Raw genomic sequence first — 25421 nt, forward strand, 5'->3', positions numbered from 1 at the left:
GGCGTCACATCCTCACCGAAATGCCCCGGTCGGCCATGAAGCGCTTCGCCTCGCCCACCGTGTGCTCGCCGTAGTGGAAGATGCTCGCAGCCAGCACGGCGTCGGCGTGGCCCTTGACGATGCCGTCCGCGAGATCCTGGAGACAGCCCACGCCGCCCGAGGCGATCACCGGGACCGGCACCGCGTCGGACACCGCGCGCGTAAGGTCGAGGTCGAAGCCGCTCTTCGTGCCGTCGCGGTCCATGCTCGTGAGCAGGATTTCGCCCGCGCCCAGCTCGGCCATCTTGCGCGCCCATTCCACGGCGTCGATGCCCGTTGCCTTGCGGCCGCCGTGCGTGAAGACTTCCCAGCGCGAGGGCTCGCCCGGCGCCGAGGTCCGCTTCGCGTCGATGGCGACGACGATGCACTGCGAGCCGTATTTGTCGGCGGAATCGCGCACGAGCTGCGGATTGGCGACCGCCGACGAATTCATGCTGACCTTGTCCGCCCCGGCGTTGAGCAGGCGCCGGACGTCCGCCACGGCGCGCACCCCGCCGCCCACGGTCAACGGAATGAATACCTGGGAAGCCACCGCTTCGATGATCGGCAGGATGAGGTCGCGCTGGTCGGAAGTTGCTGTGATGTCGAGGAACGTGAGTTCGTCGGCACCCTGATCGTCGTAGCGGCGCGCGATTTCCACGGGGTCGCCTGCGTCGCGCAGCTCGACGAAATTGACGCCTTTCACGACGCGCCCGGCGGTCACGTCGAGGCAGGGGATGATGCGTTTGGGTAGAGCCATGATGTTGCCGAATTAACGGATCGGTTGATGCCCGGAGCCGTGCCGAGGCAGGCCCGTTCGGGCCATTGTCGCGCGCTTCGCCGGCACCCGACGCGTTTCGAAAAAATTATCGCGAAAAATATCGCGCGCGCCGCGCTTATGTGGCGCGGCTGCGCCAAAACAAAAGGCCTCCGGTAACGGAGGCCAGCATGCGACCCTTACGCGTCGTCCGATTCGCGCAGGCTGTCTGCGCGCGTTTGTGCCTGGGCGAAATCGAGGTCGCCCGAATAGATCGCGCGGCCGCAGATCACGCCTTCGACACCCTCGTCCTCGACCTCGCAAAGCGCGTCGATGTCGGCGAGGTTCGAGAGGCCGCCGCTCGCGATGATCGGAATCTTCACCGCACGCGCGAGGCGCACCGTTGCTTCGATGTTGATGCCCTGAAGCATGCCGTCGCGGCCGATGTCGGTGTAGATGATCGACTCGACGCCGTAGTCCTCGAACTTGCGCGCGAGATCCACGACTTCGTGGCCCGTGAGTTTGCTCCAGCCGTCGGTGGCGACCTTGCCGTCCTTCGCGTCGAGCCCGACGATGATATGGCCCCCGAATGCCGTGCAGGCTTCCTGCAGGAAGCCGGGATTTTTCACCGCCGCCGTGCCGATGATGACGTAGGAGAGGCCGTCGTCGAGATAGCGCTCGATGGTGTCGAGATCGCGGATGCCGCCGCCCAGTTGCACGGGAATCTGGTCGCCCACTTCCGCGATGATCTCGCGAATCGCGTCTTCGTTCTTCGGCTTGCCTGCGAACGCGCCGTTCAGGTCGACAAGGTGCAGGCGCCGTGCGCCGCGCTCGACCCAGTGTCGGGCCATGGCCGCCGGTTCCTCGGAAAAAATCGTCGCCTGGTCCATATCGCCTTGCTTGAGGCGCACGCAGTGACCGTCTTTGAGATCGATGGCCGGAATCAGCAGCATAGCTTCGGGTGTGTCTGGGAATGAGGTTGAAATCTGCCGGCGCCGACGGAAAAAAGGCCCGATCCGACGCCGTTTCGCTAGTTTAGTACAACTCTTTCGGCGGCCTGGCTGATGCAAATCGAATGCCGCGGCGCTCCTGCGCAAAAGCACGGCTGCGAGCGTCAGGCCGCGGGAAATCAGGGATTCCAGTGGACGAAGTTGCGATAGACGCGCAAGCCCGTAGCGGCACTCTTTTCCGGGTGGAATTGGGTGGCGAAGATGTTATCTCTCGCCACTGCCGAGGTAAAGGCTGTGCCGTACGGCGTCTCGCCCACGGTGTGCGCCGGGTCGGCCGGCACGACGTAGTAGCTGTGCACGAAATAGAAAAAGCTTTCGTCCGGCACGCCTTCCCACAAGGCGTGCGCGCGCGTCTGGCGCACGCGGTTCCAGCCCATTTGCGGGACCTTGAAGCGCGAGCCGTCGTCCTGCAACCGCCCCTCCAGCTCGAAGCGCACGACCTTGCCCGGCAAAAGGCCGAGGCCCTTCGTGTCGCCTTCCGCGCTCCAGTCGAACAGCATCTGCTCGCCCACGCACACACCCATGAGCGGCTTGGTACGCGAAGCTTCGAGCACGGCGTCCTGCAGGCCCGACTCGGCGAGGCTGCGCATGCAGTCGGGCATCGCGCCCTGACCCGGCAGCACCACGCGGTCGGCCGCGCGGATCGCCTCGGGGCGCCCGACGATGGCCACCTCGGCTTCCGGCGCGGCGTGCATCAACGCCTGGGCCACCGAACGCAGGTTGCCCATCCCATAATCCACAATTGCAATTGAAGTTTTCATTTCGAATCCGGCCTGCTCGTCAGGCCCTGCCCCTGGCTGTGCGGGCGCGTGCGCGCCGCGATATGCCCTGATCTGCTCTCAAAGCCGTCAATGTACGCTAGTCGGCACGCGCAAGCCCATAGACCAAATGGCCAATGTGGCGCAATCGCCGCACCGTCGACCGCATCGGCGCGAAACCCCGCCAAGGCGCGTGCCTGCCTGGTCCGCGCGGCGCGGCGCGCCTTCTGGTCGCGCGAAGGCCTGCCCTAGAGGCTGCCCTTCGTCGACGGAATCCTGCCTGCCTGACGTTCGTCCAGTTCGGCAGCCTGACGCAGTGCGCGGCCGAATGCCTTGAACACGGTTTCCATCTGATGATGCGCGTTGAGGCCGCGCAGATTGTCGATGTGCAGCGTCACGCCTGCATGGTTCACGAAGCCGCGAAAGAACTCGATCGACAGGTCGACGTCGAACGTGCCGATGCGCGCGCGCGTGAACGGCACATGAAATTCGAGGCCCGGACGCCCCGAAAAATCGATCACGACGCGCGAAAGCGCCTCGTCGAGCGGCACGTAGGCGTGCCCGTAGCGGCGGATGCCCTTCTTGTCGCCGATGGCCTGCGCCACCGCCTGGCCGAGCGTGATGCCGACGTCTTCCACCGTATGGTGGTCGTCGATATGCGTGTCGCCATGCGCCTCGATTTCCAGATCGATCAGACCGTGTCGTGCGATCTGGTCGAGCATGTGGTCGAGAAACGGCACGCCGGTCGCGAGCTTTTGCTCGCCGGTGCCGTCCAGATTGAGTTTCACGCGGATTTGCGTTTCGCTGGTGTTGCGAACGACTTGCGCGACGCGCATGGCAATTTCCTTCAAACAGCCCGTAACAGGAGGATGGGAGAGCGAAGCGTCGGCTTACTTGAGCACGAGCTTCAGGGCAGCGAGCAATTGCGCGTTTTCGTCGGGGGCCCCGACGGTCAGACGCACGCAATTCGCCAGCAATGGGTGCATTTTACCCACGTTTTTAATCAGGATCCGGGCGGACAGCAGCGTATCGAATACCGCCGCCGCGTCCGGCACGCGCACGAGCAGGAAGTTGCCCGCGCTTTCGAACACCTGCGCACCCGGCAGCTTCGCCACTTCGGCCGCGAGCGCCGCACGCCCCGCGCGCAGTTGCGCGGCCTGCGCGTCGAGCACGTCGATGTGGTCGAGCAGCAGGTCGGCGGCCGCCTGCGTGAGCACGTTCACGTTGTAGGGCGGGCGCACCTTGTCGAATTCGTTGAGCCATGCCGGACGCCCGGCCAGATAGCCAAGGCGGATGCCCGCGAGCCCGAGCTTCGACATCGTGCGCATCACGACCACGTTGTCGAACTCGCCCGCGCGCGGCATCCAGCTTTGCATGGCGAACGGCTGGTAGGCTTCGTCGATCACCACGAGGCTCTTCGACGCGGCAGCCGCTTCGATCACGCGCTCGATGTCGGCGTCGTCGAACAGCGTGCCCGTGGGATTGTTCGGGTACGCGAGCCAGATCACGGCCGGCGTGTGTTCCGCGACGGCCGCGAGCGTCGCTTCGATATCGAGCGTGAAGTCGGGCTTCAGCGGCACGCCGACGAACTCCACCTGCGCAAACTTCGCCGACATCGCATACATGACGAAGCCCGGCACCGGCGCGAGCACTTTCGCGCCCGGCTTCGCGCACGCCGTCGTGATCATGCTGATGATCTCGTCCGAGCCGTTGCCGAGCAGCACGTCGCAGTCGGCCGGCACGCGCATTGCGTTCTTGAGCTTTGCGATCAGCGCCTCGGGGCGCGGCGCGGGATAACGGTTGAGCGCGACCGCAGCAAGGCGCTCGCCCAGTTGCGCGGCAAGGCCGGCCGGCAGCGGATACGGATTTTCCATGGCGTCGAGCTTCACGAAACCGGAAGCGTCGGGCACCGGGTAGCTCGTCATCGCGAGCACGTCGCGACGGATGATGTCTTGTGGTGTCGTCATGTCGGAAGGCGGCACGCGAAAAGCGGGTCCGCCAGCACGGGCGGCTCGGTGAGCCGGCCGCCCTGGTTATCGTCGTGGTCTCTGCTGCGCGTGGGTAACACTGCGGATCGGGCTGCTGCGCCCCGCGCACGCACGGGGCTGGCCGCTGCACAACGTCTGCGTGCTGCGCGGCGGCGTCACTCGACCAACTTTCTCTCTACGGGAAGCGACTTGCCGAGGCGCGCCGCTCCCCGCAACGGGGCGTCGGACCGCCCTTACCCCTGCCTCATGCGGAATTCGGCGCTGCGCGCGTGAGCTTGCAGGCCTTCGCCGTACGCCAGCTCGGCCGCGATTTCGCCGAGCGTTTGCGCGCCTTCCGCGCTCACTTCGATCAAGCTCGAGCGCTTGATGAAATCATAGACGCCGAGCGGCGACGAGAAACGTGCGGTACGAGACGTAGGCAGCACGTGATTCGGCCCCGCGCAGTAGTCGCCGAGGCTCTCGCTCGTGTAGCGGCCGAGGAAGATCGCGCCCGCGTGGCGGATCTCGCTGCCCCACTTCTGCGGCTCCAGCGCCGAGATTTCGAGGTGCTCGGGCGCGATCTCGTTGGCGATCGAGCAGGCTTCCGCCATGTCGCGCACCTTCACGAGCGCGCCGCGGTTCGTGAGCGACGTGGCGATCACGTCGGCGCGCGGCATGGCGGGCAGCAGTTCGTCGATGGCCTCTTCCACGCGCTTGATGAACGCCTCGTCGGGGCACAGCAGGATCGACTGCGCGAGTTCGTCGTGCTCGGCCTGCGAGAACAGGTCCATCGCCACCCAGCGCGGGTCGGTCGTGCCGTCGCACAGCACGAGGATTTCCGAGGGGCCCGCGATCATGTCGATGCCGACCGTGCCGAACACGCGGCGTTTGGCCGACGCCACGTAGGCGTTGCCGGGGCCGCAGATCTTGTCGACGGGCGGAATCGTGTCCGTGCCGTAGGCGAGCGCGGCGACGGCCTGCGCGCCGCCGACCGTGAACACGCGATCGACGCCGCCGAGCAGCGCCGCCGCCAGCACGAGCGGGTTCTTCACGCCGTCGGGCGTGGGCACGACCATGACGATCTCGCGCACGCCCGCGACGCGCGCGGGAATCGCGTTCATCAGCACCGACGACGGATACGCGGCCTTGCCGCCCGGCACGTAGAGGCCCACGCGGTCGAGCGGCGTGACCTTCTGGCCGAGCACGGTGCCGTCGGCTTCGGTGTACTGCCAGCTATGCGAGCCGCACTCGATGCGCTGCTTCTCGTGGTAGCCGCGCACGCGCGCGGCCGCCGCTTCGAGCGCCGCGCGCTGCTTGGGTTCGAGGCTCTCCAGCGCCGCTTCGAGTTCGGCGAACGGCAGCTCCAGCGCCGCGACGCTCGTGGCCGTGAGGCGGTCGAAGCGGTTCGTGTAGTCGAGCACGGCGGCGTCGCCGCGCGCCTTCACATCGGCGAGAATCTGCGCCACCGCGCGCTCGATGGCCTCGTCCTCGCTCGCCTCGAAGGCGAGCACCGCGTGCAGCGCCTTCTTGAAGCCTTCGGCGCTGGAATCGAGTTTGCGCATCGTGATAGCCATGCTGGTATCCATCCGTATCGGTTGTGCGCGCGGCGCCCCGCTGACACGCGAGGCGCACGGCGCGCGTGCGGCGCCTTCCTACGCGGCCTGCTCGCGGCGCGACGCGCGTTCGAACGCGTCGATGATGGGCCGCAGCGCAGCACGCTTGAGTTTCAGGGCCGCCTGATTCACGACGAGGCGCGACGAGATCTCCATGATCTCCTCGACCTCGACCAGATTGTTCGCGCGCAGCGTGCCGCCCGTGCTCACGAGGTCGACGATCGCGTCGGCGAGACCGACGAGCGGCGCGAGCTCCATCGAGCCATACAGCTTGATGAGGTCGACGTGCACGCCCTTGGCCGCGAAGTGCTGGCGCGCGGCTTCCGTGTACTTGGTCGCCACGCGCAGGCGGGCGCCCTGGCGCACCGCATTCGCATAGTCGAAGCCCGCCTTCACGGCCACCGAAAGACGGCAGCGCGCGATGTCGAGATCGACCGGCTGATAAAGGCCGCCGCCGCCGTGCTCGTTGAGCACGTCCTTGCCCGCCACGCCGAAGTCGGCCGCGCCGTATTCCACGTAGGTGGGCACGTCGGTCGCGCGCACGATGATGACGCTCAGATTCGGGTCGGTGGTCGGCAGGATCAGCTTGCGCGAGGTTTCCGGGTCTTCGGTCACGTGCACGCCCGCGGCGGCGAGGAGCGGCATCGTCTCCTCGAAGATGCGGCCCTTGGACAGTGCAAGCGTGAGCGGCGCGCCGGCCGCGGCCGCCGGTGTGGGCTTGGAGTCGACCGTGCTCATGCCGCGTTCCCCTTGATGCGCGTCACGTTCGCGCCGATCTTCGTGAGCTTGGCTTCCATGCGGTCATAGCCGCGGTCGAGATGATAGATGCGGTCGATCAGCGTTTCGCCGTCGGCGCACAGGCCCGCGATCACGAGGCTCGCCGAAGCGCGCAGATCGGTCGCCATCACCTTCGCGCCCGACAGCTTCTCGACGCCCGCCACGAGCGCCGTCTTGCCGTCGATCGTGATGTGCGCGCCGAGACGGTTCAGTTCCTGCACGTGCATGAAGCGGTTCTCGAAGATCGTCTCGACGACCTGCGAGGTACCGTCGGCGATCGCGTTGAGCGCCATGAACTGCGCCTGCATGTCGGTCGGGAACGCCGGGTATTCCGAGGTGCGCACGTTCACGGCGCGCGCGCGCTCGTGCATGCGCACGCGCATCCAGTCGTCGCCCTCTTCGATCGTCACGCCCGCTTCGCGCAGCTTGTCGGTGACGGCGTCGAGAATGCGCGGACGCACGTGGCGCAGCGTGACGTCGCCGCCCGCGGCCGCGACCGCGCAGAGGAACGTGCCCGCTTCGATGCGGTCGGGAATGACCGTGTGCTGCGCGCCGTGGAGCTTCTCCACGCCCTGGATGACGAGACGGTCGGTGCCGATGCCGTCGATCCTGGCGCCCATCGCCACGAGCAGATGCGCGAGGTCGCCCACTTCGGGTTCGCGCGCGGCGTTCTCGATCACCGTTTCGCCGTCGGCGAGGACGGCCGCCATCAGCAGGTTTTCCGTGCCGGTGACCGTGATCATGTCGGTGACGATGCGCGCGCCCTTCAGGCGCTTCGCGCGCGCCTCGATGAAGCCGTGCTCGATGTTGATCTCGGCGCCCATCGCCTGCAGGCCCTTGATGTGCTGGTCGACGGGGCGCGCGCCGATCGCGCAGCCGCCCGGCAGCGACACCTTCGCCTCGCCGAAGCGCGCGACGAGCGGCCCGAGCACGAGGATCGAAGCGCGCATGGTCTTCACGAGTTCGTACGGCGCGACGAGGTTGTCCACCTTCGAGGCGTCGAGCTGCACGCGCGCGCCGTCCTGTCCGGTGCGCACGCCCATCTGGTTGAGCAGCTTGAGCGTCGTGCGCACGTCCTGGAGGTCGGGCACGTTGTCGAGATGCACGGGTTCCGCGCTCAACAGGCCTGCGCAGAGAATGGGCAACGCGGCGTTCTTCGCACCCGAAACGGCGACTTCCCCTGCGAGCTTCCGCCCGCCGACGATGACGAGTTTATCCATGCCTGAGGTTTCCTGATCGGTGCGGCCGGTTTGCGGGCCCGCTTCGTGTTGAGCTGCGCCGCTTGCTGCGGCGCCTTTGTCCTGGGTAATTCGCACTGAGATTCCAGATTATGCGTTCTGCCATTCGGCGGGCGTGAGCGTCTTCATGCTGAGCGCGTGGATTTCCGCGCGCATGCGCTCGCCGAGCGCCGCGTAGACGAGCTGATGGCGCTGGATCAAGCGCTTGCCGTCGAATGCCGACGAGACGATTGTCGCGAAGAAGTGCTGGCCATCGCCTTCGACTTCGAGGTGCTCGCATGCGAGACCTGCCGAGATGTACTGCTTGACCTGTTCCGGAGTCGGCAACATGAGTATGGCTCCTGCCTGATATTGCGCTTAGTGACGCAGCTTGTACCCGCTCGCAAGCAGACGCATCGCGAGCGTGGCGAGCGCCACGAAAAACACGAAAACGATCGAGAGGCTCACGAGCGGGTTGATATCGGACAGGCCGAAGAACCCGTAGCGGAAGCCATCGATCATGTAGAAGAACGGATTGAGCCGCGACACCTCGCGCCACAGCGGCGGCAGCGTATGGGTCGAGTAAAACACGCCCGAAAGAAACGTGAGCGGCATGATGAGAAAGTTCTGGAACGCCGCGAGCTGGTCGAATTTTTCCGCCCAGATGCCGGCGATCAGGCCGAGCGTGCCGAGGATCGCCGAGCCGAGCACGGCAAACGCGAGTATGTAAACCGGCGCGGCGAAGCTCATCGGAATGAACCAGATCGTCACGACGAACACGCCCGCGCCGACGGCGAGGCCGCGCACGATCGAGGCGAGCACGTAGGCGCCGAACATTTCCCAGGCGGCGAGCGGCGGCAACAGCACGAATACGAGATTGCCCGTGATCTTCGACTGGATTAACGACGACGAGCTGTTTGCAAAGGCGTTCTGCAGCACGCTCATCATCACGAGGCCCGGAATCAGGAAGCTCGTGTACTCCACGCCCGGATACACTTCCACGCGGCCGCGCAGCGCGTGGCCGAAGATCGTGAGATAGAGCAGCGCCGTGATGACGGGCGCGAGCACGGTCTGGAACGCGACCTTCCAGAAACGCAGCACTTCCTTGTAGAACAACGTGCCGAATCCACCGCGATAGCCGCTCATGCGAGACCCTCGACCACTTCGGGACCGTTCATCACCTGCACGAATACATCCTCCAGATCGGCCTTGCGCACTTCCATTTCATCGAGCTTGCAGCCGTTCGCGCGGCAGAGGGCGAGAATGCGCTCCACGTCGTCGTAGCTCGCGAGCCGCAGCAAATGCTGGCGCGCGTTGACGTTCGACGGATCGACTTCGAGCGCGCGCAATTCGCCGGGCAACACGCCCTCCGAGAAACGCAGGAAGAGCTGCGTGCCGGCGAAGCGCTGCAGCAGCGTGCTGGTGCGCTCGAGCGCGACCATCTCGCCGCGGCGCAGCATGGCGATGCGATCGCATAGCTGCTCGGCCTCTTCGAGGTAATGCGTGGTGAGCACGATGGTGTGCCCCTCGCGATTCAGACGCGCGATGAACTTCCACAGCGTCTGGCGCAGTTCCACGTCCACGCCGGCGGTGGGCTCGTCGAGCACGATCACGGGCGGACGATGCACGAGCGCCTGCGCGACCAGCACGCGGCGCTTCATGCCGCCCGAGAGCGCGCGCATGTTCACGTCCGCCTTCTCGGTGAGGTCGAGATTGGCCATGACTTCGTCGATCCACGCGTCGTTGTTGCGCAGACCGAAGTAGCCGGACTGGATGCGCAGCGTCTCGCGCACGGTGAAGAACGGATCGAACACCAGTTCCTGCGGCACGACACCGAGGTTGCGGCGTGCGTTGCGGTAGTCGGCGACGACGTCGTGGCCGCGCACGGCGATCGAACCCTCGTCCGCGCGGGCGAGGCCGGCAAGAATGCTGATGAGCGTCGTCTTGCCCGCGCCGTTCGGTCCGAGCAGCCCGAAGAACTCGCCGTCTTCGACCGTGAAGCTGACGCCCTTGAGCGCCTGAAGCGCCTTGTAGCGCTTCTTGACATTACGGATTTCTATGGCTGGCATGACAAATACGCCGCCCGTGCGCACGGCGCGGCTCAAGAATGCATCAATGCTGCGGGGAAGACCGGAATTGGGGACGGCCTGTGACGCCGGCCTTGCTGTCTCGACGCACGCTTGACCGGTGCCGCCCGGTCGGTGCGATTGTGCGATTGGTGCGATTGGTGCGATCCGTACTTTTCGCGTACTTTTCGCGCCGAGGCAGCGCCCAAAAAACGGTTGATTATAGGCCAAGTCGGAAACCCCGGCCCGGCCCTGAGATGAGGAAGCGTCGGTCTGGTTGCGCGGCGATGCCGCCCGCACGCGCACGTGCGGCCAGACGACTCGCGTCAATGTCGCTCGTGCAGGAGCGAATCGACGCCGTAGGCGCGCGCGAGAGACGCGAGCGCGGAAGGCAGGTTAAGCACGGCGAGGGAAGCGCCGCGCTCGCGCGCGGCGCGTTGCCAGGCGATCAGCACGGCGAGCGCCGACGAGTCGAACCGGGTGAGCGCCGCGCAGTCCACGGCGGATGCGCCCGCCGAAATCTGCGCCAGGCCTGCGAGGAGCGCGGCCTTCGCGCTCTCGTGGGTCAGGGTGGCGCCGGTGGCGAAGCGCTCGCTCACGAGGTCGCCTTGCCCGAGGCGAGCTGCTGGTTGCGCTGCGTAAGGAACTGGATCAGGCCGTCCACGCCGCCTTGCTGGATCTTTTCCTGGAATTGCTGCTGGTAGGCCTGAATGAGCCATGCGCCGAGCACGTTGATGTCATACACACGCCAGCCTTGCGCCGTCTTGTACAGGCGATAGTCGAGCTCGATCGGCTGGCCGTTGTTCAGCACGGTCGAGCGGACCACGACGTCGGTATCGTCCGGGTTCGCGCGGAACGGCTTGTACTGGATCTGCTGGTCGCGCACCTGGGCGAGCGCGCCCGAATAGGTACGGATCAGGAGCGTCTTGAACTGCTCGATGACCTGCTGCTGCTGCTCCGGCGTGGCCGCGCGCCAGTTGCGGCCCATCGCGAGTTGCGTGGTGCGGCGGAAGTCCGTGTACGGCAGGATCTTTTCGTTGACGAGCTGCGTGATCTTGCTGATGTCGCCCGACTGGATCGACTTGTCACCCTTGATCTGGTCCATTACCTGCTGCGTGACCGTCTTGACCATTGCGTCGGGATTGCCGGTATCCACCGTTTGGGCGAACGCGCCGCCGGCAAACGAAAAAAACATGGCGAAAATCGGGTACAGAAAGAATTTCTTCATATCGAGTCCTGCTTGTTGGGGGACATGAGCCCCGTTGGAACCAACGATATCACGCGAGTTCTATCTCGCTATGTCACAAACTGCCAGCAAACTGCGACAAGCGTTTCTGCTTGTTACGTCAGACGTTTATGTCGAACGTTCGACCAGGCGACGCGACGCCGGCCACGGCGTTCAATGCAGACGCAGCAGCCCCGGAAAACCGATGCGCGCCGGCGGGATCATCTGGTCGCCCGGCACGTTGGTTTCGGATGCGCCCACGGGCGCGGCTGCGCCAGCCGGGCCTTCCAGCGTGGCAGGGGCGGCCGTTTCGCCGTTGGGGAGCGCAGACGGCATGCTGGCCGCGCCCGGTGCAGCCGCACGCCCGGTGCCAGACGCCGGAGCAACCGCGCCGGCCGACGCAGGCGCGGGTGCCCCCGCGGCCGCCGCGCCTTCGTCGACGTCGTCGTACTTCGGCAGCGGAGCGCCATCGCCGTAATCAGGCAGGTTGTCGCCGGACGCGCGTCCGTCCGAAAGCAGATAGCGGCGACGCTGCAGATAGGCGTTACGAACGAACGAATACCGGTCGATCGCCGCGCCTTCGAGCAGATCGCTCGCGCCCAGCAGGTTCGCGCGCGTGCTCACCACGTTCAGCCCGTACAGGCCCCACGAGAGCGCGGCCGGATCCACGTACGTGAGCGGATTGATGAAGTAGTTGGGCACGAGCGCCACGCCGTCGCGCACCGTGCTCGGGCCGAAGAGCGGCAGCACGAGGTACGGGCCGGACGGCACGCCGTAGTGGCCGAGCGTGAGGCCGAAGTCCTGGTTGTGCTTGGGCAGCTTCGCGAGCGTCGCGACGTCGAACAGGCCGCCCACGCCGAAGACCGTGTTGATCACGATCCGCATGATGTCCTGCACGCCGTCCGTGATCTTCAGCTGCAGGAAGTTGTTCGCGGCGTTGTAGACGTCGCCGATGTTCGCGAAGAAGTTCGTCACGCTGTCGCGAACCGGCTGCGGCGTCACCTTCACATAGCCCTGCGCCGCCGGCTTGAGCGCGTACCGGTCGACCTTGTCGTTGAACGTGTAGACCGTACGGTTGAAGCCTTCCCAGGGATCTTCCTTCGACGGCGTCTGCACCGTCGAGCACCCCGCGAGAGCAAGCGCCGCCGCGCCGAGCGTAATGGCGCGCATGCGTGTGGTCGTCATTTTTTTCTCCTTATTGTGCCGCCGGAGCTGCCGGGGCCGACGCGGGCGCCGCTGCGGGCGCCCCATCCGCGCTTGCGCCGCCGGGCGACTTCGCGGCCCCCGAATCGGCCGCCTTGCTATAGAGGAACTGGCCGATGAGGTTTTCGAGCACGATGGCCGACTGCGTCATCGAAATGGTGTCGCCGGCCTTGAGCATTTCCGAATCGCCGCCCGGCTCGAGGCCGATGTACTGCTCGCCGAGCAGGCCAGCCGTCAGGATCTTCGCGGATGTGTCCTTCGGAAACTGGTACTGCTGGTCGATATTGATCGTCACCAGCGCCTGATAGGTGTTGGTGTCGAACCCGATCGACGCCACCCGGCCCACCGTCACGCCCGCGCTCTTCACCGGCGCGCGCGGCTTGAGACCGCCGATATTGTCGAACTTGAGCTTCACCGGATAGGTGGGCTGGAACGACAGCGAGCTCATGTTGCCGGCCTTCAGCGCCAGAAACAGCAGCGCGATAAAGCCCAGCACCACGAACAGGCCGACCCAGAAGTCGAGAGCATTCTTTTTCATCGTCATCCCAATGAGAATCCGTTGCGGCGGCGCTCATGCAAGCGCCGCGAGGCCGGGGTGCGGCCCGGCGCCTTAGCTGAACATCAGCGCGGTGAGCAGGAAGTCGAGGCCGAGCACCGCGAGCGATGCATACACGACCGTCTTCGTGGTCGCACGCGACACGCCTTCGGGCGTGGGTTTCGCCTCGTAGCCCTGATAGAGCGCGGTGAACGTGACGGCGAAGCCGAACACGATACTCTTCAGCACGCCGTTGCCGACGTCCGCCCAGACGTCCACGCCGCCCTGCATCTGCGACCAGAACGCGCCGGCGTCCACGCCGATCAGCAGCACGCCGACCACGTAGCCGCCGAGAACGCCGACCGCGCTGAAAATGGCCGCGAGAACCGGCATGGCGACCACGCCCGCCCACATGCGCGGCGCGACCACGATGCGCACGGGGTCGACGGCCATCATCTCCATCGCCGTGAGTTGCTCGCCGGCCTTCATGAGGCCGATTTCGGCCGTGAGCGACGTGCCCGCGCGGCCTGCGAACAGAAGCGCGGTGACGACGGGACCGAGCTCGCGCACGAGCGAGAGCGCCACGAGCAAACCGAGCGCCTGTTCGGAGCCGTAACGGTTGAGCGTGTAATAGCCCTGCAGGCCGAGCACGAAGCCCACGAACAGACCGGACACCGCAATGATCAACAGCGAATAGTTGCCGACGAAGTGGATCTGCTTCGTGACAAGCCGCGGGCGGCGCAGCAGCGGGAAGAATTCGAGCAAGAGCCGCAGGAAGAGGCGCGTGGCGTGCCCCGCGCGTGCGATCGTGTCGAGCACGGTGCGCCCGACCGAGCTGATGGCGCCGATCATGAGCGGCCTCCGCCAATGCCGAAGTCCGCTTCGAGCGGCACGTTCGACGGGTAGTGAAAGCGGAACGGACCGTCCGGCGCGCCGTCGATGAACTGGCGCACGGTCGGGTCGGTCGAGGCGCGCAGTTCGGCGGGCGTGCCCTGCGCCTGCACCCGGCCGTTCGCGAGGAAGTAGACGTAGTCGGCGATTGCGAACGACTCGGGCACGTCGTGCGTGACGAGGATCGAGGTCGCGCCGAGCGCGTCGTTGAGCGTGCGGATGAGGTTCGCCGTAATGCCGAGCGAAATCGGGTCGAGTCCAGCGAACGGCTCGTCGTACATCATGAGCTCGGGGTCGAGTGCGATGGCGCGCGCGAGCGCCACGCGGCGCGCCATGCCGCCCGAGATTTCCGAGGGCGCGAGGTCGCGTGCGCCGCGCAGGCCGACGGCATTGAGCTTCATGAGCACGAGGTCGCGGATCAGCTCTTCGGGCAGGTCGGTGTGCTCGCGCAGCGCGAAGGCGACATTCTCGAACACCGACATGTCGGTGAACAGCGCGCCGAACTGGAACAGCATGCCCATCTTGCGGCGCAGCGCGTAGAGACCTTCACGCGATTGCGTGCCGACATCCTGGCCGCCGAACAGCACCTGGCCGCGCTGGGCACGCACGAGGCCGCCGATCAGGCGCAGCACTGTGGTTTTTCCGCCACCTGACCCGCCCATGACCGCCACCACCCGGCCGCGCCCGAAGCGCATGTTCAGGCCGGACAGGACAAGCCGGTCGCCGTAGCCGAAGTCGACGTCGCGCAGCTCCAGTAGGGTCTCGGAAGTTGAGGGCACGTGGCTGACAGTCCATTTACACGAAGGCGGGATTATAGGGCCATCGTGAAAAACCTGCCGTGGCGCACCCAGTCCCGCTGAGGTAAGCCGCTTTGCCCGCTGCTGCGGTTTGCGGCCGCCTGGTCCCGGGTTTGCGCACGCGGCGCGCCCCCAAGCCAGGGCGGACCATTATTGCGTAAACGCGTTGCGCAATGCAGCAACAGCAGCAGCCGGATCGGCCGCCTCGGTCACGGCGCGCACCACCGCCGCGCTGCCGGCGCCCGTGGCGAGCACGTCGGGCAGCACATTGCCGTCGATGCCGCCGATCGCCACCACCGGCACGACGCCGTCCAGCAGCTTCACGTAGCGGGCGAGGCGCGCGAGGCCTTGGGGCTCGGTGGGCATCGCTTTCGTCGTGGTGGCGAATACCGCGCCGCAGGCCAGATAGCTCGGGCGGAAGTGGAGCGCCGTCAGCATTTCGAAGTAGCCGTGCGTGGAGAGGCCGAGCCGCACGCCCGCCGCCGCGATCGCGCCGAGATCGGCTTCGCGCAGGTCCTCCTGGCCGAGGTGCACGCCATACGCGCCCGCGGCAACGGCCTCGCGCCAGTGATCGTTGATGAAAAGCCGGGCGTCGTGCTTGCGGCCCGCCGCGACGCAGCGCTCGATCTCGTACGTGAGCGCCGCGGACTTCGGCTGCTTGCTGCGCAGCTGCACCGTCTTCACGCCGTAGTCGAGTACGCGTTCGACCCAGTCGGCCGTCGGCAGCACCGGGTAGAGGCCGAGCTTCGCCGGGCATGGCGCGAACGGCTGCGCGGGCGCAGCCGGCAGGCCCAGCACGCGCGGAAAACGCCTGATGTCGGCCGGCCAGGCGTCGGCTTGCCGTTCGTCGCCGTCGCGCCAGGCGAGCGCGAGCACAAGCGCGTCGTGCGGGTCGAACCCGCAGTCGAGAAACGCCGCCAGCGCCGGAATCCAGTCCTCCGCCAGTTCGCCTTCGAGCGCATAGCGCTCGCCGCCCAGGTGCAGCGTGGCGCGCGCCGACTTCGGATCGTCGCCCGCCGCTTCGATCACGCCAGCGCCGTCGGTCATCCAGCGCGCGATGCTGGCGAGATGCGGCGCCGCATCGGTCACGACGATGAGATCGCCGCCGTTGGGCATATCGGGCGGCGTGAGGCAGATGCGCCACGGCGCATGCGTGGGCGGCCAGTCGCCGAGGCGCGCGCGGATGCGCTCCGCCGTTTCGGTGAGCTCGTCGGCGGGCGGCCAGAACAGCTCGCGGTCCTGTAGTCGTAGCGTCTCGGTCATCGCTTGTCTCCATCCTGGTGCCAGAACGGCATGCCCACCACGGGCGTGCTCGCCACTGCGGCTTCGCGCTCGGCCATCGGCCCGGCGAGGAACGCGGCGCGCCCCGCCTCGACGCCGAGCGCGAACGCGCGCGCCATGGCCTCGGGGTGCGTGGCCTGCGAAACCGCCGTGTTGAGCAGCACGCCGTCGAAGCCCCACTCCATCACCTGGCACGCATGCGACGGCACGCCGAGGCCCGCATCGACGATGAGCGGCACGTCGGGCAAGCGCTCTCGCAGCACGCGCAACGCGTATGGGTTGATCACGCCCTTGCCGGTGCCGATCGGCGCTCCCCACGGCATGAGCGCCTCGCAGCCTGCGTCGAGCAGACGCCGGCCGATCACGAGGTCCTCGGTGCAATACGGCAGCACCTTGAAGCCGTCCTTCACGAGCCGCGAGGCGGCCTCGATCAGGCCGACCGGATCGGGCTGCAGCGTGTAGTCGTCGCCGATCAGTTCGAGCTTGATCCAGTCGGTTTCGAAGACTTCGCGCGCCATGTGCGCGGTCGCCACGGCCTCGTTGACCGTGAGGCAGCCGGCCGTGTTCGGCAACAGCGGCACACCGTGGCGCCTGAGCAAGTCGAAGAAGCCCGCCTCGGCGGTGCCGTCGTTCATCTGGCGGCGCAGCGCGACGGTAATCATGCCGGGGCACGCGGCGGCCATCGAATCGGCCAGCGATTGCAGCGACGGATAGCGCGACGTGCCGAGCAGCACGCGGCTCGCGAAAGTTTCGCCGTAGAGCGTGAGCGCGTCGGCGGATGGAGGATTGGTGGTCATGGCGTGAAATCCCTGGCGGTGTCGTGAGAGCGCGGTCAGCATGTGCGCGATGCGCGGCCTGTGGCTGGGCGAGCGCGGCTCAGCCGCCGGCCACGGGGCTCACGACGTCGAGGCGGTCGCCCGCCCGGAGCGCGCGCGCGCCGTGCTGGGCGCGCGCCACGAAGTTGCCGTTCAAGGCGACGGCGAACGGAGGACGCGCGCCGAACGCGGCGAGCGCATCGGCGACCGTCGCGCCCTCGGGCAGCGTGACGGGCTTCTGGTTGATGTGAATGTCCATGGCAAATACGTTCTCAGACTGCGGTTTGTTTCGGTTGGCGTCGCACGCGTGCACATCAGGCGGACGCGTGCGCGCGCGGCCCGTGCAGCATGTCGCCCCAGCGCGACGCACGGCGCAGCGACTCGAACGAGTCGGCGTCGTTCACGCGCGCGTCGAACAGCGCCTGCGCGAAGCGCACGGCTTCGTCGGCGACTTCCGGCGCGATCATGAAGCCGTGCCGGTAGAGGCCGTTCACGCGCAGCGTCGTCGTGCCATCCCAGATCAGCGCCGGGCGATGGTCGGGCAGCGTCGGGCGGCACTGCGAGTTCAGCTCGAGGATGCGGGCCTCGCCGAACGCCGGATGCACCGCAAACGCCGCGCTCAGCAGTTCGAGCGCCGAGCGCACGCTCACGGGCGAACGATCCTCGCCTTCGATTTCGGTGGCGCCGATCACATAGACGTCGTTCTCCTTCGGCGCGAGGTAGAGCGGATAGCGCGGATGCAGCAGGCGCACGGGCCGCGTGAGGCCGATACCCGGCGCATGCACGCGCGCCACCTCGCCGCGAATGCCGCGCAGACCCGGCAGCGTCGGTTTCGCGCCCAGCCCGCGGCAGTCGATCGTCACGCGCGCGGGCGGCAGGTTGGCTTCGTCGACCGTGGTGTGCCAGTGCGCCTCGACGCCGCGCGCGGCCAGCCCGGCCGCCAGCGCGGCCAGCGTCTGGCGATTGTCGAGCTGGCCTTCGCCTTCGAGCAGCCAGCCGCGCGCGAAACGTCCGGCGAGCGCCGGTTCGGCCGCGTCGAGCTGCGCACCGGCGAGCGCGACAAAGTTGGCGTCGGCGAGCGAGCGCGGCGCGTTGGCGCGCACGCGGCGCTCGAAAAGCGGCGCCTCGGTGCGATCGGCGCTATGCCAGACGACGAGCGTGCCGTTGCGCTGGAAGAAGACGGGCTCGGGCAGCTCGGCCAGAATGCGCGGCCAGCTTTCGAGCGACGCCACGCCAAGCTCGGTGATGAGCAGTTCGGCGACGGCGGCTTCGGCGAGCGGCGCGAGCATGGCCGCCGCGACCCAGGCAGCGGCCTCGCTGCCTTCGGGGCCGCCGCGCTCGTAAAGCGCAACGCGATGGCCCTCGCCGGCGAGACGCCACGCGACGAGCCGGCCGCACAGGCCGCCGCCGAGCACGGCGAAGTCGGGCACGCTGCCCACGCTGCGAAGATGGGCGCGACTCATGACGACGCTCCGGCGAGCAAGGGGAGCGGGGCGCAAATCAGGGAACAAGCAAGAGAATAGGCGGTCATCGTATCCTTTCCGTACGGTAGCAGCAGACGTACCCAAGGACGAAACCGGCTGGCAAGGCCGACCGTGGAGGCTATGCGGCGCAGACGGCCCGAAACGCAAATCTACGGACCCGAGCGCCGGACGCGCAGCCCGGCGGGAAACCTGGCGCCCCTGCAAAGGCCGGGGCTCCGGCAAGACTTTCTGGAAACTTCCCGCGCCGGTATTACCCGGATCGGGTGCGAAGGGTCTCTCTCAGCCTCACTCGCGGCATGCCCGGCATACCGGTGAAGCACCCCTGTTTCGTCAACGTCGATTAGACCACAAAACGCGCGCGGCCCGCAAACCTCGGCGGGACGACAATTCGGCTCCGGCACAATGCCCTGCGCCCGCCTCTTTCGCCTCGCAGGCCCACGCGGTGAGACAATGGGCGCCACGCTACGGCGGCGCCGGCGCGCGCTTTTGTCTCATTAAGTCTCGCTTAAGCGCCCGGCGACAGAATCGCTGCGAAAATCGCTGCACTACGGCCGTCGCTCGGCATGCGGCGCATGCCGCCAGGCGGGCCGCCACACCTTCAGGATGCACATGACCAACCAACCTTCCCGTGCCACACCCGATCAGAACGAGCATCAGAAGATCACCGCGTGGAGCCTGATCAAGCCCTACTGGGTGTCCGAGGAACGCTGGATCGCATGGGGCCTGCTCGTCGCGATCATCGTGATGAACCTGCTCGTCGTGTGGATCAACGTGCGGCTCAACGGCTGGAGCGCCGACTTCTACAACGCGCTGCAGAACAAGGACGTCAAGCGGTTCCCGCATCTGCTGATGATCTTCTCGGGCCTTGCGTTCGGCTTCATCATTCTCGCGGTGTATGGCCGATATCTGCGCCAGATGCTCGGCTTTCGCTGGCGCCAGTGGCTCACCAACCGCTTCCTGAACGAGTGGCTCGGCCACGGCGCGTTCTATCGCATCGAACGCGACCGCCTCGCCGACAACCCCGACCAGCGGATCAGCGACGACCTCCAGTCGTTCGCCACGACAACGCTCTCGCTCACGCTCGACCTGCTCTCCACCGTCGTCACGCTCATCTCGTTCATCACGATCCTGTGGACGCTCGCGGGCGCGCTCACGATCACGCTGGGCGGCACGCCGCTCGCGATTCCGGGCTACATGGTCTGGGCGGCCGCGCTCTACGCGGTGTTCGGCTCGCTCGTGATCCAGAAGGTCGGCCACCCGCTCGTGTCGATCAATTATCAGCAACAGAAGGTGGAGGCGGACTTCCGCTTCGGCCTCATCCGTTTGCGCGAAAACGCCGAGCAGATCGCGCTGTACGACGGCATGGACACCGAGCGCGGCAGCGCGCAAGGCCTCTTCCAGCACATCCGCGACAACTGGTGGCGCGTGATGAAGTACACGAAGCGCCTCACCTTCGTGCTGAGCTTCTACGGCCAGATCGCCATCATCTTCCCGCTCGTGGTGGCGGCGCCGCGCTACTTCGCGGGCGCGTTCACGTTCGGCGTGCTCATGCAGATCTCGCAGGCGTTCGGCACCGTGAGCGACTCGTTTTCGTGGTTCATCAACAGTTACGCCACGCTGGTCGAATGGCGCGCTACCGTGAACCGTCTGCGCGAGTTCGTGCGCGTGGTCCACTCGCCGCGCCTGAAGGAGTCGGTTTCGCCGGCCACCGAGCATGGCGGCATCAACCTGCACTACGTCGACAACAACGAGCTCGCCACCGCGCACCTCAAGCTCGCGCTGCCCAACGGCACGCCGCTCTCCGAAGTGCGCGACATCGCCATCAAGCCCGGCTCGCGCTGGCTCGTGCGCGGGCCATCGGGCGCGGGCAAGAGCACGCTGATGCGCGCGCTCGCGGGTCTCTGGCCGTTCGGCGAAGGCTCGATCGACGCGCCCGTGGATGCGCGCATGATGTTCATCCCGCAGCAAAGCTACCTGCCGATCGGCACGTTGAAAGCCGCGCTCACCTACCCCTCGCCCGCCGACGACTACAGCGACGAAGACTGCCGCGAAGCGCTGCGCGCCTGCCGCCTCGAGGACTATGTGGACCGGCTGGACGAATCGGCGCACTGGACGCGCGTGCTCTCGCCGGGCGAGCAGCAGCGTGTCGCGGGGGCGCGCGTGCTGCTGCACAAGCCCGACTATCTGTTTCTCGACGAAGCGACGAGCGCGCTCGATCCCGACAACGAAGGCCGCCTCTACAAGCTCTTCATGGAACGCCTGCCGAAGGCGGCCATCGTGAGCGTCGCACACCGCGAATCGCTTGCGGCCTATCATCACGAAACGCTCGAGATCGAGCGCATGCCGGAAGAACGGGTGGCCGCGTGAGCGCAGCCGGCGCTGACCAGGGCTTTGCGCGCGTCGTCCTGATTACGGGCGCGGGCTCGGGCATCGGCGCGGCGCTTGCGCGTCGCATCGCGGGGCCCGGCGTCGCGCTGATGCTGCACGCGCGCGGCGCGGACGAAGCGGCGCGCGCCCGGCTCGCCGCTGTCGCTGCGCAGTGCGGGCAGCGAGGCGCCGCTTGCGCCACGACATACGGCGATCTCGCCGAAGCGGGCAATGCGCCCGCGCTCGTGGAGCGCACGCTTGCGCACTTCGGCGCACTCGACCAGCTTGTCGCCAACGCCGGGCATGCGCAGCGCCAGACGCTCGCCGCGCTCGACACCGGCTCGCTCGAAGGGGCCTTCGCGGCCATGCCCGCGGCGTTCGCCGCGCTCGTGCAGCGCGCGCAGCCGGCGCTCGAGCGCTCGGCACGCGCCCGGGTGGTCGCGCTCAGCTCGTTCGTCGCGCACCGCTATCGCGCCGACGCGCCTTTCGCCGCCACCGCGGCCGCGAAGGCCGCGCTCGAATCGCTCGCCAAGACCGCCGCGGCGGAACTGGCGCCGCGCGGCGTGACCGTGAACTGCGTCGCGCCCGGCTATACGCGCAAGGACAAGGGCCCCACGCCCGAAAACGCCCCCGTCTGGGCGCGCGCGGCACAGGAAACGCCGCTCGGCCACGTGGCCGATCCCGCCGATATCGCCGAGCTCATCGCCTTTCTGCTGTCGGACGCCGCGCGCCACATCACCGGCCAGGTAATCCACGTCGACGGCGGGCTGACGCTCTAGCGCCCTGCCGCCCGGCGGGCTCAGCCCCCCCTCGCCTCACCACGGTTTTGCACCGTAAAATATCCGCACAGCACACGGAAGACGGGCAGCGGTCCGCCGCGCAAGCCACGTCGGCGTCACGCACATGCGCCATCTGTGTCGCTTGCGGCACGCGCACCGCCGACGGCGGTCGTCAAGCATCGTTGAACGGTCGTTGCACGCACAACAAATATGGGGGGAAGACAGGCGATGGGCTACTTTCAATGGTTCACCGAGTTGAACGAGCGTGAGCGGCGCACGCTCTACGCGGGCTTCGGCGGCTATGCCGTCGACGCGTTCGACTTCATGATCTACTCGTTCCTGATCCCGACGCTCATCGCCGCCTGGGGCATGACGAAGAGCGAAGCCGGCATGATCGCGACGAGTTCGCTGATTTCCTCGGCGATCGGCGGCTGGCTCGCCGGCATCCTCGCGGACCGCTACGGCCGCGTGCGCGTGCTGCAGTGGACCATCGCCACCTTCGCGGTCTTCACCTGCCTCTCCGGCTTCACGCATTCGTTCTGGCAACTGCTCGCCGCGCGCACGCTGCAGGGCATCGGCTTTGGCGGCGAATGGACGGTCGTCACGATGATGATGGCCGAGACAATCCGCTCGCCGCAGCATCGCGCCAAGGCCGTGGGCACCGTGCAAAGCAGCTGGTCGTTCGGCTGGGGCGCGGCCGCCGTCCTCTACTGGGCCTTCTTCGCCCTGCTGCCCGAAGCGTACGCGTGGCGCGCGTGCTTCTGGATCGGCATCGTGCCCGCGCTCTGGATTCTCTACGTGCGCCGCAACGTGAGCGACCCCGAGGTGTTCGTCGCGACCCGCCGCGCGCGCGAAAGCGGCGCGGCGCAGGGCGGCTTCCTGCAGATCTTCGCGCCCGCGCATCTGGCCACCACGGTGCTCGGCAGCGCACTGTGCACCGGCATGCTCGGCGGCTATTACGCGATCACGACCTGGCTGCCCACCTACCTCAAGACGGTGCGCCACCTCTCGGTGTTCAACACGAGCGGCTATCTCATCGTGCTGATCGTCGGCTCGTTCACGGGCTATATCGTCGGCGCGATCCTCTGCGACAAGATCGGCCGGCGCGCCTCCTTCATCCTCTTCGCCATCGGCTCGTTCGCGCTCGGCATGGCCTACACGATGCTGCCCATCACCGACACCGCCATGCTCCTGCTCGGTTTTCCGCTCGGCATCGTCGTGCAGGGCATCTTCGCGGGCGTGGGCGCGTACCTCTCCGAGCTCTATCCGAACGCGATCCGCGGCTCGGGCCAAGGCTTCTGCTACAACCTCGGGCGCGGTCTCGGCTCCTTTTTCCCGATTCTCGTGGGCACCTTCGCGCAGACCACGTCGCTCGTGAAGGCGATCGGCGCGGTGGCGGGCGCAGGCTACCTGCTCGTGATCGTCGCCGCGCTGTGTTTGCCCGAAACGAAGGGCAAGGTGCTCACCGACGAACTGCCCGCCGCGTCGGACGAGCGCTCGTCTGCGCAATCCGCTGCACGATGAGCGCGAGCATGCTGCCATACCGTCCGTCCCCTTCGAGGGCGTGTCTGCACGGGAAACGCGCATGCGGACGCCTGAAATCGCCGGCAGCGCAAGGAGCGCGAAGCGCCGTTTCGCCGCGCCGGACAGGCGACGAACGACGCGACCATGCACGCGGCCGTTCCTGCGGCGATGCCCGCGCGCTTCCTGCGCAGTTTCCCATGCACACAGACCCTGGCCCGGCATGAAAACGATCGTCCTCGGCGCCGGTGTGATCGGCGTCGCTACTGCGTACTATCTGAGCGAACGGGGCTGCGACGTCACGGTCGTCGAGCGGGAACCGGGCGTCGCGCTCGGCACGAGCTTCGGCAACGCCGGGGTGATCGCGCCCGGCTACGTCACGCCGTGGGCCGCGCCTGGCATGCCCGCGAAGCTCGTCAAATATCTGCTCAAGCCGACTTCGCCGCTCATCTTCCGACCCACGCTCGACGCCGCGCAATGGCGCTGGATCGCCCGCTGGCTGCGCGAATGCGATCTCGCGCGCTTTCGCGCGAACAAGCAGCGCATGCAGCGCATCGCCTGCTACAGCCGCGAGTGCCTGCACGCATTTCGCGCCGCGCATGCGTTCGAGTACGGGCGCAGCCAGGGTTATCTGCAGCTCTTTCGCAGCGACTACGACGTCGAACTCGCACAGCCGGCGCTCGGTGTGCTGCGTGAGGCCGGCATCGTCTTTCGCGAACTCGATGCCGCGGCCTGCGCGCAGACCGAGCCGGGCCTCGCCTGGTCACGCGTGAAGCCCGTGGCCGGCGTCTATTTGCCCGACGACGAGGCCGGCGACTGCGCGCGCTTCACGCGCGAGCTGCGCTCGGTGTGCGAAGCGCGAGGCGTGACGTTCCTGCTCGACACCGAGGTGCTCGCGCTCGAAGCCGCGGGCGGCAAGGTGAGCGGCGTGCGCGTGCGCGCCGTGCCCGGCCGCGGCGCCGCGAACAACCGACGCGAACGGCGCGAGCAGCGCCGCGCGCCCGCCGAAGTGCTGCGCCCCGCGGAGCGCAGCGTTCGCCCCGACGCCGCGCCGCAGACGCTCCGCGCGGACGCCGTGGTGGTCGCGCTCGGCGTGGAGAGCGCGGCGCTCGTCGCGCCGCTGGGCGTGCGGATACCGCTGTATCCGGTGAAGGGCTATTCGGCCACGCTGCTCGTGGTCGACGAGCAGAAGGCGCCGCGCGCCGCGCTCATGGACGAGTCGCTCAAGACGGCGATCACGCGCTTCGGGCCGTATCTGCGCGTAGCGGGCACGGCGGAACTCGGCGACCACCGCGCGACACTGCGCGAGCAGGCGCTGCAGACGCTCATGAAAGTGCTCGACGACTGGTTTCCGCACGCGGCGACGCCTTCGTCCGCGCAGTTCTGGGTCGGACGCCGGCCGATGGTGCCGGACGGCGCGCCGCTGCTGGGCGGCTCAGGCGTCGATGGCCTGTGGCTGAACGTCGGACACGGTTCGACGGGCTGGGCGATGTCGATGGGCTCGGGCCGCGTGCTCGCGGATCTCGTGACGCAACGCAAGCCGGAAATCGATCTCGACGGGTTGACGCTGGCGCGCTATCGACGATAGCGCGGGCGACGCCTCAATCGAGCGCAACGCTCGCCAGGGCCTCGTAGCGCGCGCCTTGCCTCGCCAGCGTGCTCGAATACAGCACCAGCGCCTCGAACCGCAACGGCGGCAGCGCTTCGCCGCCGCTCGCCGCCGGCGCGCCCACCGCGTCGCGCGCGAACCGCGCGAGCGTCACATGCGGGCGAAACGCCCGTGCGTCGAGCGGTAATCCCACGTCCGCCATCAGCGAGCGCACGCGCCAGTCGAGCGCCGTGAACGCATCCGACATCGCCAGCACGGCCACCATCAGCCGCGGATGCGCGCGCCCCGGCCAGCATTCGATCGTCGCGACCTGCGCGGGTGGAATGCGCGGCGCGCCCTCCGGGAGACGCCGCGAGAGCGCCTCGCCCTGGTCGAACGACATCGCGCCGATGAACGCCACCGTCAGATGCAACTGCGCATACGGCACGCGCCGCGCGTTGGGCGGCACGTCGAGCGCGGCGAGCGCGTCGCGTGACGCCGCATCGGGCGAAAGCGCGACGAAACAGCGCCGCCATTGTTGCGTATCGCGATCGGACTCGCGGGCTTCGGACATGATCGGCGGGCCTCGGTGGGTCGGGCAATCGCGTCATGGTAGCGCGCTCGTGCGCGGCGCGCGCCCATGCAAACCCTCAGAGGGATGCGTACCGCACACGGGCGTAAAAAAGCCGGGTCACCCTTGCGGGTGCCCGGCTTTGTGGCATTGCGTCTGCTGCTGTCTTCCGTGCGCCCCA

The 25421-nt window shown here is 67.5% G+C and carries 26 protein-coding genes and 1 riboswitch; of the genes, 4 read left to right on the top strand and 22 right to left on the bottom strand.

Annotated features, from left to right (window positions below; all coding sequences use genetic code 11):
- Positions 1 to 4: 4 nt before the first annotated feature.
- From hisF to BLU17_RS24520, 21 genes are all read right to left on the bottom strand, one after another.
- Positions 5 to 778 (bottom strand): imidazole glycerol phosphate synthase subunit HisF, encoded by a 774-nt coding sequence (hisF, locus tag BLU17_RS24420; RefSeq protein ID WP_092002589.1) that lies wholly within the window; start codon positions 776 to 778, stop codon positions 5 to 7.
- A 197-nt stretch (positions 779 to 975) separates the two neighbouring features.
- The gene (gene hisA, locus BLU17_RS24425; protein WP_092002592.1) at positions 976 to 1728 is read right to left on the bottom strand and encodes a 1-(5-phosphoribosyl)-5-[(5-phosphoribosylamino)methylideneamino]imidazole-4-carboxamide isomerase; all 753 of its coding nucleotides are present in this window, start codon (positions 1726 to 1728) and stop codon (positions 976 to 978) included.
- A 176-nt stretch (positions 1729 to 1904) separates the two neighbouring features.
- Positions 1905 to 2546: an imidazole glycerol phosphate synthase subunit HisH gene (gene hisH, locus BLU17_RS24430; protein ID WP_092002595.1), complete on the bottom strand. Its 642-nt coding sequence runs from the start codon at positions 2544 to 2546 to the stop codon at positions 1905 to 1907.
- A gap of 245 nt (positions 2547 to 2791) precedes the next feature.
- Complete coding sequence (gene hisB / locus BLU17_RS24435) at positions 2792 to 3379, bottom strand: imidazoleglycerol-phosphate dehydratase HisB (RefSeq protein WP_092002598.1); 588 nt, start codon at positions 3377 to 3379, stop codon at positions 2792 to 2794.
- A 54-nt stretch (positions 3380 to 3433) separates the two neighbouring features.
- Complete coding sequence (gene hisC, locus BLU17_RS24440; protein ID WP_092002601.1) at positions 3434 to 4510, bottom strand: histidinol-phosphate transaminase; 1077 nt, start codon at positions 4508 to 4510, stop codon at positions 3434 to 3436.
- A 254-nt stretch (positions 4511 to 4764) separates the two neighbouring features.
- Positions 4765 to 6084 (bottom strand): histidinol dehydrogenase, encoded by a 1320-nt coding sequence (gene hisD / locus BLU17_RS24445; protein ID WP_092002604.1) that lies wholly within the window; start codon positions 6082 to 6084, stop codon positions 4765 to 4767.
- Between the two features lie 78 nt (positions 6085 to 6162).
- Positions 6163 to 6861 (bottom strand): ATP phosphoribosyltransferase, encoded by a 699-nt coding sequence (hisG, locus tag BLU17_RS24450; RefSeq protein WP_092002607.1) that lies wholly within the window; start codon positions 6859 to 6861, stop codon positions 6163 to 6165.
- Positions 6858 to 8120 (bottom strand): UDP-N-acetylglucosamine 1-carboxyvinyltransferase, encoded by a 1263-nt coding sequence (gene murA, locus BLU17_RS24455; RefSeq protein WP_092002609.1) that lies wholly within the window; start codon positions 8118 to 8120, stop codon positions 6858 to 6860. Before murA ends, hisG begins: the two co-directional genes overlap by 4 nt.
- Positions 8121 to 8228: 108 nt before the next feature.
- Positions 8229 to 8468, bottom strand: coding sequence for a BolA family protein (locus tag BLU17_RS24460; RefSeq protein WP_092002612.1), 240 nt, complete (start codon positions 8466 to 8468; stop codon positions 8229 to 8231).
- 27 nt (positions 8469 to 8495) lie between these two features.
- On the bottom strand, positions 8496 to 9263 hold the full coding sequence (locus BLU17_RS24465; protein WP_092002615.1) for an ABC transporter permease: 768 nt from the start codon (positions 9261 to 9263) through the stop codon (positions 8496 to 8498).
- Positions 9260 to 10186, bottom strand: a complete 927-nt coding sequence (locus BLU17_RS24470) for an ABC transporter ATP-binding protein (protein ID WP_092002796.1) — start codon at positions 10184 to 10186, stop codon at positions 9260 to 9262. The genes BLU17_RS24465 and BLU17_RS24470 overlap by 4 nt, the downstream gene beginning before the upstream one ends.
- Positions 10187 to 10509: 323 nt before the next feature.
- On the bottom strand, positions 10510 to 10782 hold the full coding sequence (locus BLU17_RS24475) for an STAS domain-containing protein (protein ID WP_092002619.1): 273 nt from the start codon (positions 10780 to 10782) through the stop codon (positions 10510 to 10512).
- On the bottom strand, positions 10779 to 11411 hold the full coding sequence (locus BLU17_RS33940; protein WP_092002622.1) for an MlaC/ttg2D family ABC transporter substrate-binding protein: 633 nt from the start codon (positions 11409 to 11411) through the stop codon (positions 10779 to 10781). The genes BLU17_RS24475 and BLU17_RS33940 overlap by 4 nt, the downstream gene beginning before the upstream one ends.
- Positions 11412 to 11582: 171 nt before the next feature.
- Positions 11583 to 12593, bottom strand: a complete 1011-nt coding sequence (locus tag BLU17_RS24485) for an MlaA family lipoprotein (protein ID WP_092002625.1) — start codon at positions 12591 to 12593, stop codon at positions 11583 to 11585.
- 10 nt (positions 12594 to 12603) lie between these two features.
- Positions 12604 to 13155, bottom strand: coding sequence for an outer membrane lipid asymmetry maintenance protein MlaD (mlaD, locus tag BLU17_RS24490; RefSeq protein ID WP_176929188.1), 552 nt, complete (start codon positions 13153 to 13155; stop codon positions 12604 to 12606).
- A gap of 66 nt (positions 13156 to 13221) precedes the next feature.
- Entirely contained in the window at positions 13222 to 13998 is a 777-nt protein-coding gene (gene mlaE, locus BLU17_RS24495; protein ID WP_092002628.1) for a lipid asymmetry maintenance ABC transporter permease subunit MlaE, read from the bottom strand.
- Positions 13995 to 14816 carry an ABC transporter ATP-binding protein gene (locus BLU17_RS24500; protein ID WP_092002631.1) on the bottom strand — a complete coding sequence of 274 codons (822 nt, stop codon included), beginning with the start codon at positions 14814 to 14816 and terminating at the stop codon, positions 13995 to 13997. Before BLU17_RS24500 ends, mlaE begins: the two co-directional genes overlap by 4 nt.
- 168 nt (positions 14817 to 14984) lie before the next feature.
- Positions 14985 to 16097: a thiamine phosphate synthase gene (thiE, locus tag BLU17_RS24505; RefSeq protein ID WP_092002634.1), complete on the bottom strand. Its 1113-nt coding sequence runs from the start codon at positions 16095 to 16097 to the stop codon at positions 14985 to 14987.
- The gene (locus BLU17_RS24510) at positions 16094 to 16912 is read right to left on the bottom strand and encodes a thiazole synthase (protein WP_092002637.1); all 819 of its coding nucleotides are present in this window, start codon (positions 16910 to 16912) and stop codon (positions 16094 to 16096) included. The genes thiE and BLU17_RS24510 overlap by 4 nt, the downstream gene beginning before the upstream one ends.
- 79 nt (positions 16913 to 16991) lie before the next feature.
- Positions 16992 to 17189, bottom strand: a complete 198-nt coding sequence (gene thiS, locus BLU17_RS24515; protein ID WP_092002640.1) for a sulfur carrier protein ThiS — start codon at positions 17187 to 17189, stop codon at positions 16992 to 16994.
- A gap of 55 nt (positions 17190 to 17244) precedes the next feature.
- On the bottom strand, positions 17245 to 18393 hold the full coding sequence (locus BLU17_RS24520) for an FAD-dependent oxidoreductase (protein WP_092002644.1): 1149 nt from the start codon (positions 18391 to 18393) through the stop codon (positions 17245 to 17247).
- Between the two features lie 240 nt (positions 18394 to 18633).
- Positions 18634 to 18748: riboswitch (TPP riboswitch) on the bottom strand.
- Between the two features lie 275 nt (positions 18749 to 19023).
- Between BLU17_RS24520 and BLU17_RS24525 the strand changes: the two genes are divergently transcribed.
- From BLU17_RS24525 to BLU17_RS24540, 4 genes are all read left to right on the top strand, one after another.
- Complete coding sequence (locus BLU17_RS24525; protein ID WP_092002647.1) at positions 19024 to 20781, top strand: ABC transporter ATP-binding protein/permease; 1758 nt, start codon at positions 19024 to 19026, stop codon at positions 20779 to 20781.
- Positions 20778 to 21560, top strand: coding sequence for an SDR family NAD(P)-dependent oxidoreductase (locus BLU17_RS24530; protein ID WP_092002651.1), 783 nt, complete (start codon positions 20778 to 20780; stop codon positions 21558 to 21560). Before BLU17_RS24525 ends, BLU17_RS24530 begins: the two co-directional genes overlap by 4 nt.
- A 228-nt stretch (positions 21561 to 21788) precedes the next feature.
- On the top strand, positions 21789 to 23084 hold the full coding sequence (locus tag BLU17_RS24535) for an MFS transporter (protein WP_092002654.1): 1296 nt from the start codon (positions 21789 to 21791) through the stop codon (positions 23082 to 23084).
- Between the two features lie 220 nt (positions 23085 to 23304).
- Entirely contained in the window at positions 23305 to 24669 is a 1365-nt protein-coding gene (locus tag BLU17_RS24540) for a D-amino acid dehydrogenase (RefSeq protein WP_092002657.1), read from the top strand.
- Between the two features lie 13 nt (positions 24670 to 24682).
- Here BLU17_RS24540 and thpR read toward each other — a convergent pair whose 3' ends face one another.
- Complete coding sequence (gene thpR / locus BLU17_RS24545; protein WP_092002659.1) at positions 24683 to 25243, bottom strand: RNA 2',3'-cyclic phosphodiesterase; 561 nt, start codon at positions 25241 to 25243, stop codon at positions 24683 to 24685.
- Between the last annotated feature and the right edge of the window lie 178 nt (positions 25244 to 25421).

Origin of the sequence: Paraburkholderia lycopersici, from assembly GCF_900096975.1 — a bacterium.
GTDB classification, from domain to species: domain Bacteria; phylum Pseudomonadota; class Gammaproteobacteria; order Burkholderiales; family Burkholderiaceae; genus Paraburkholderia; species Paraburkholderia lycopersici.

Excerpts from the sequence above, each read along its gene's own strand:
- hisD (WP_092002604.1), bottom strand. The coding sequence starts at position 6,084 with ATGGCTATCACGATGCGCAAACTCGATTCCAGCGCCGAAGGCTTCAAG.
- hisF (WP_092002589.1), bottom strand. The coding sequence starts at position 778 with ATGGCTCTACCCAAACGCATCATCCCCTGCCTCGACGTGACCGCCGGG.
- thiE (WP_092002634.1), bottom strand. The coding sequence starts at position 16,097 with ATGACCGAGACGCTACGACTACAGGACCGCGAGCTGTTCTGGCCGCCC.
- murA (WP_092002609.1), bottom strand. The coding sequence starts at position 8,120 with ATGGATAAACTCGTCATCGTCGGCGGGCGGAAGCTCGCAGGGGAAGTC.
- hisG (WP_092002607.1), bottom strand. The coding sequence starts at position 6,861 with ATGAGCACGGTCGACTCCAAGCCCACACCGGCGGCCGCGGCCGGCGCG.
- BLU17_RS24460 (WP_092002612.1), bottom strand. The coding sequence starts at position 8,468 with ATGTTGCCGACTCCGGAACAGGTCAAGCAGTACATCTCGGCAGGTCTC.
- thpR (WP_092002659.1), bottom strand. The coding sequence starts at position 25,243 with ATGTCCGAAGCCCGCGAGTCCGATCGCGATACGCAACAATGGCGGCGC.
- BLU17_RS24485 (WP_092002625.1), bottom strand. The coding sequence starts at position 12,593 with ATGACGACCACACGCATGCGCGCCATTACGCTCGGCGCGGCGGCGCTT.
- mlaD (WP_176929188.1), bottom strand. The coding sequence starts at position 13,155 with ATGACGATGAAAAAGAATGCTCTCGACTTCTGGGTCGGCCTGTTCGTG.
- hisB (WP_092002598.1), bottom strand. The coding sequence starts at position 3,379 with ATGCGCGTCGCGCAAGTCGTTCGCAACACCAGCGAAACGCAAATCCGC.
- mlaE (WP_092002628.1), bottom strand. The coding sequence starts at position 13,998 with ATGATCGGCGCCATCAGCTCGGTCGGGCGCACCGTGCTCGACACGATC.
- BLU17_RS24535 (WP_092002654.1), top strand. The coding sequence starts at position 21,789 with ATGGGCTACTTTCAATGGTTCACCGAGTTGAACGAGCGTGAGCGGCGC.
- BLU17_RS24540 (WP_092002657.1), top strand. The coding sequence starts at position 23,305 with ATGAAAACGATCGTCCTCGGCGCCGGTGTGATCGGCGTCGCTACTGCG.
- BLU17_RS24525 (WP_092002647.1), top strand. The coding sequence starts at position 19,024 with ATGACCAACCAACCTTCCCGTGCCACACCCGATCAGAACGAGCATCAG.
- BLU17_RS24510 (WP_092002637.1), bottom strand. The coding sequence starts at position 16,912 with ATGACCACCAATCCTCCATCCGCCGACGCGCTCACGCTCTACGGCGAA.
- BLU17_RS33940 (WP_092002622.1), bottom strand. The coding sequence starts at position 11,411 with ATGAAGAAATTCTTTCTGTACCCGATTTTCGCCATGTTTTTTTCGTTT.
- BLU17_RS24520 (WP_092002644.1), bottom strand. The coding sequence starts at position 18,393 with ATGAGTCGCGCCCATCTTCGCAGCGTGGGCAGCGTGCCCGACTTCGCC.
- hisA (WP_092002592.1), bottom strand. The coding sequence starts at position 1,728 with ATGCTGCTGATTCCGGCCATCGATCTCAAAGACGGTCACTGCGTGCGC.
- BLU17_RS24465 (WP_092002615.1), bottom strand. The coding sequence starts at position 9,263 with ATGAGCGGCTATCGCGGTGGATTCGGCACGTTGTTCTACAAGGAAGTG.
- hisH (WP_092002595.1), bottom strand. The coding sequence starts at position 2,546 with ATGAAAACTTCAATTGCAATTGTGGATTATGGGATGGGCAACCTGCGT.
- hisC (WP_092002601.1), bottom strand. The coding sequence starts at position 4,510 with ATGACGACACCACAAGACATCATCCGTCGCGACGTGCTCGCGATGACG.
- BLU17_RS24470 (WP_092002796.1), bottom strand. The coding sequence starts at position 10,186 with ATGCCAGCCATAGAAATCCGTAATGTCAAGAAGCGCTACAAGGCGCTT.
- thiS (WP_092002640.1), bottom strand. The coding sequence starts at position 17,189 with ATGGACATTCACATCAACCAGAAGCCCGTCACGCTGCCCGAGGGCGCG.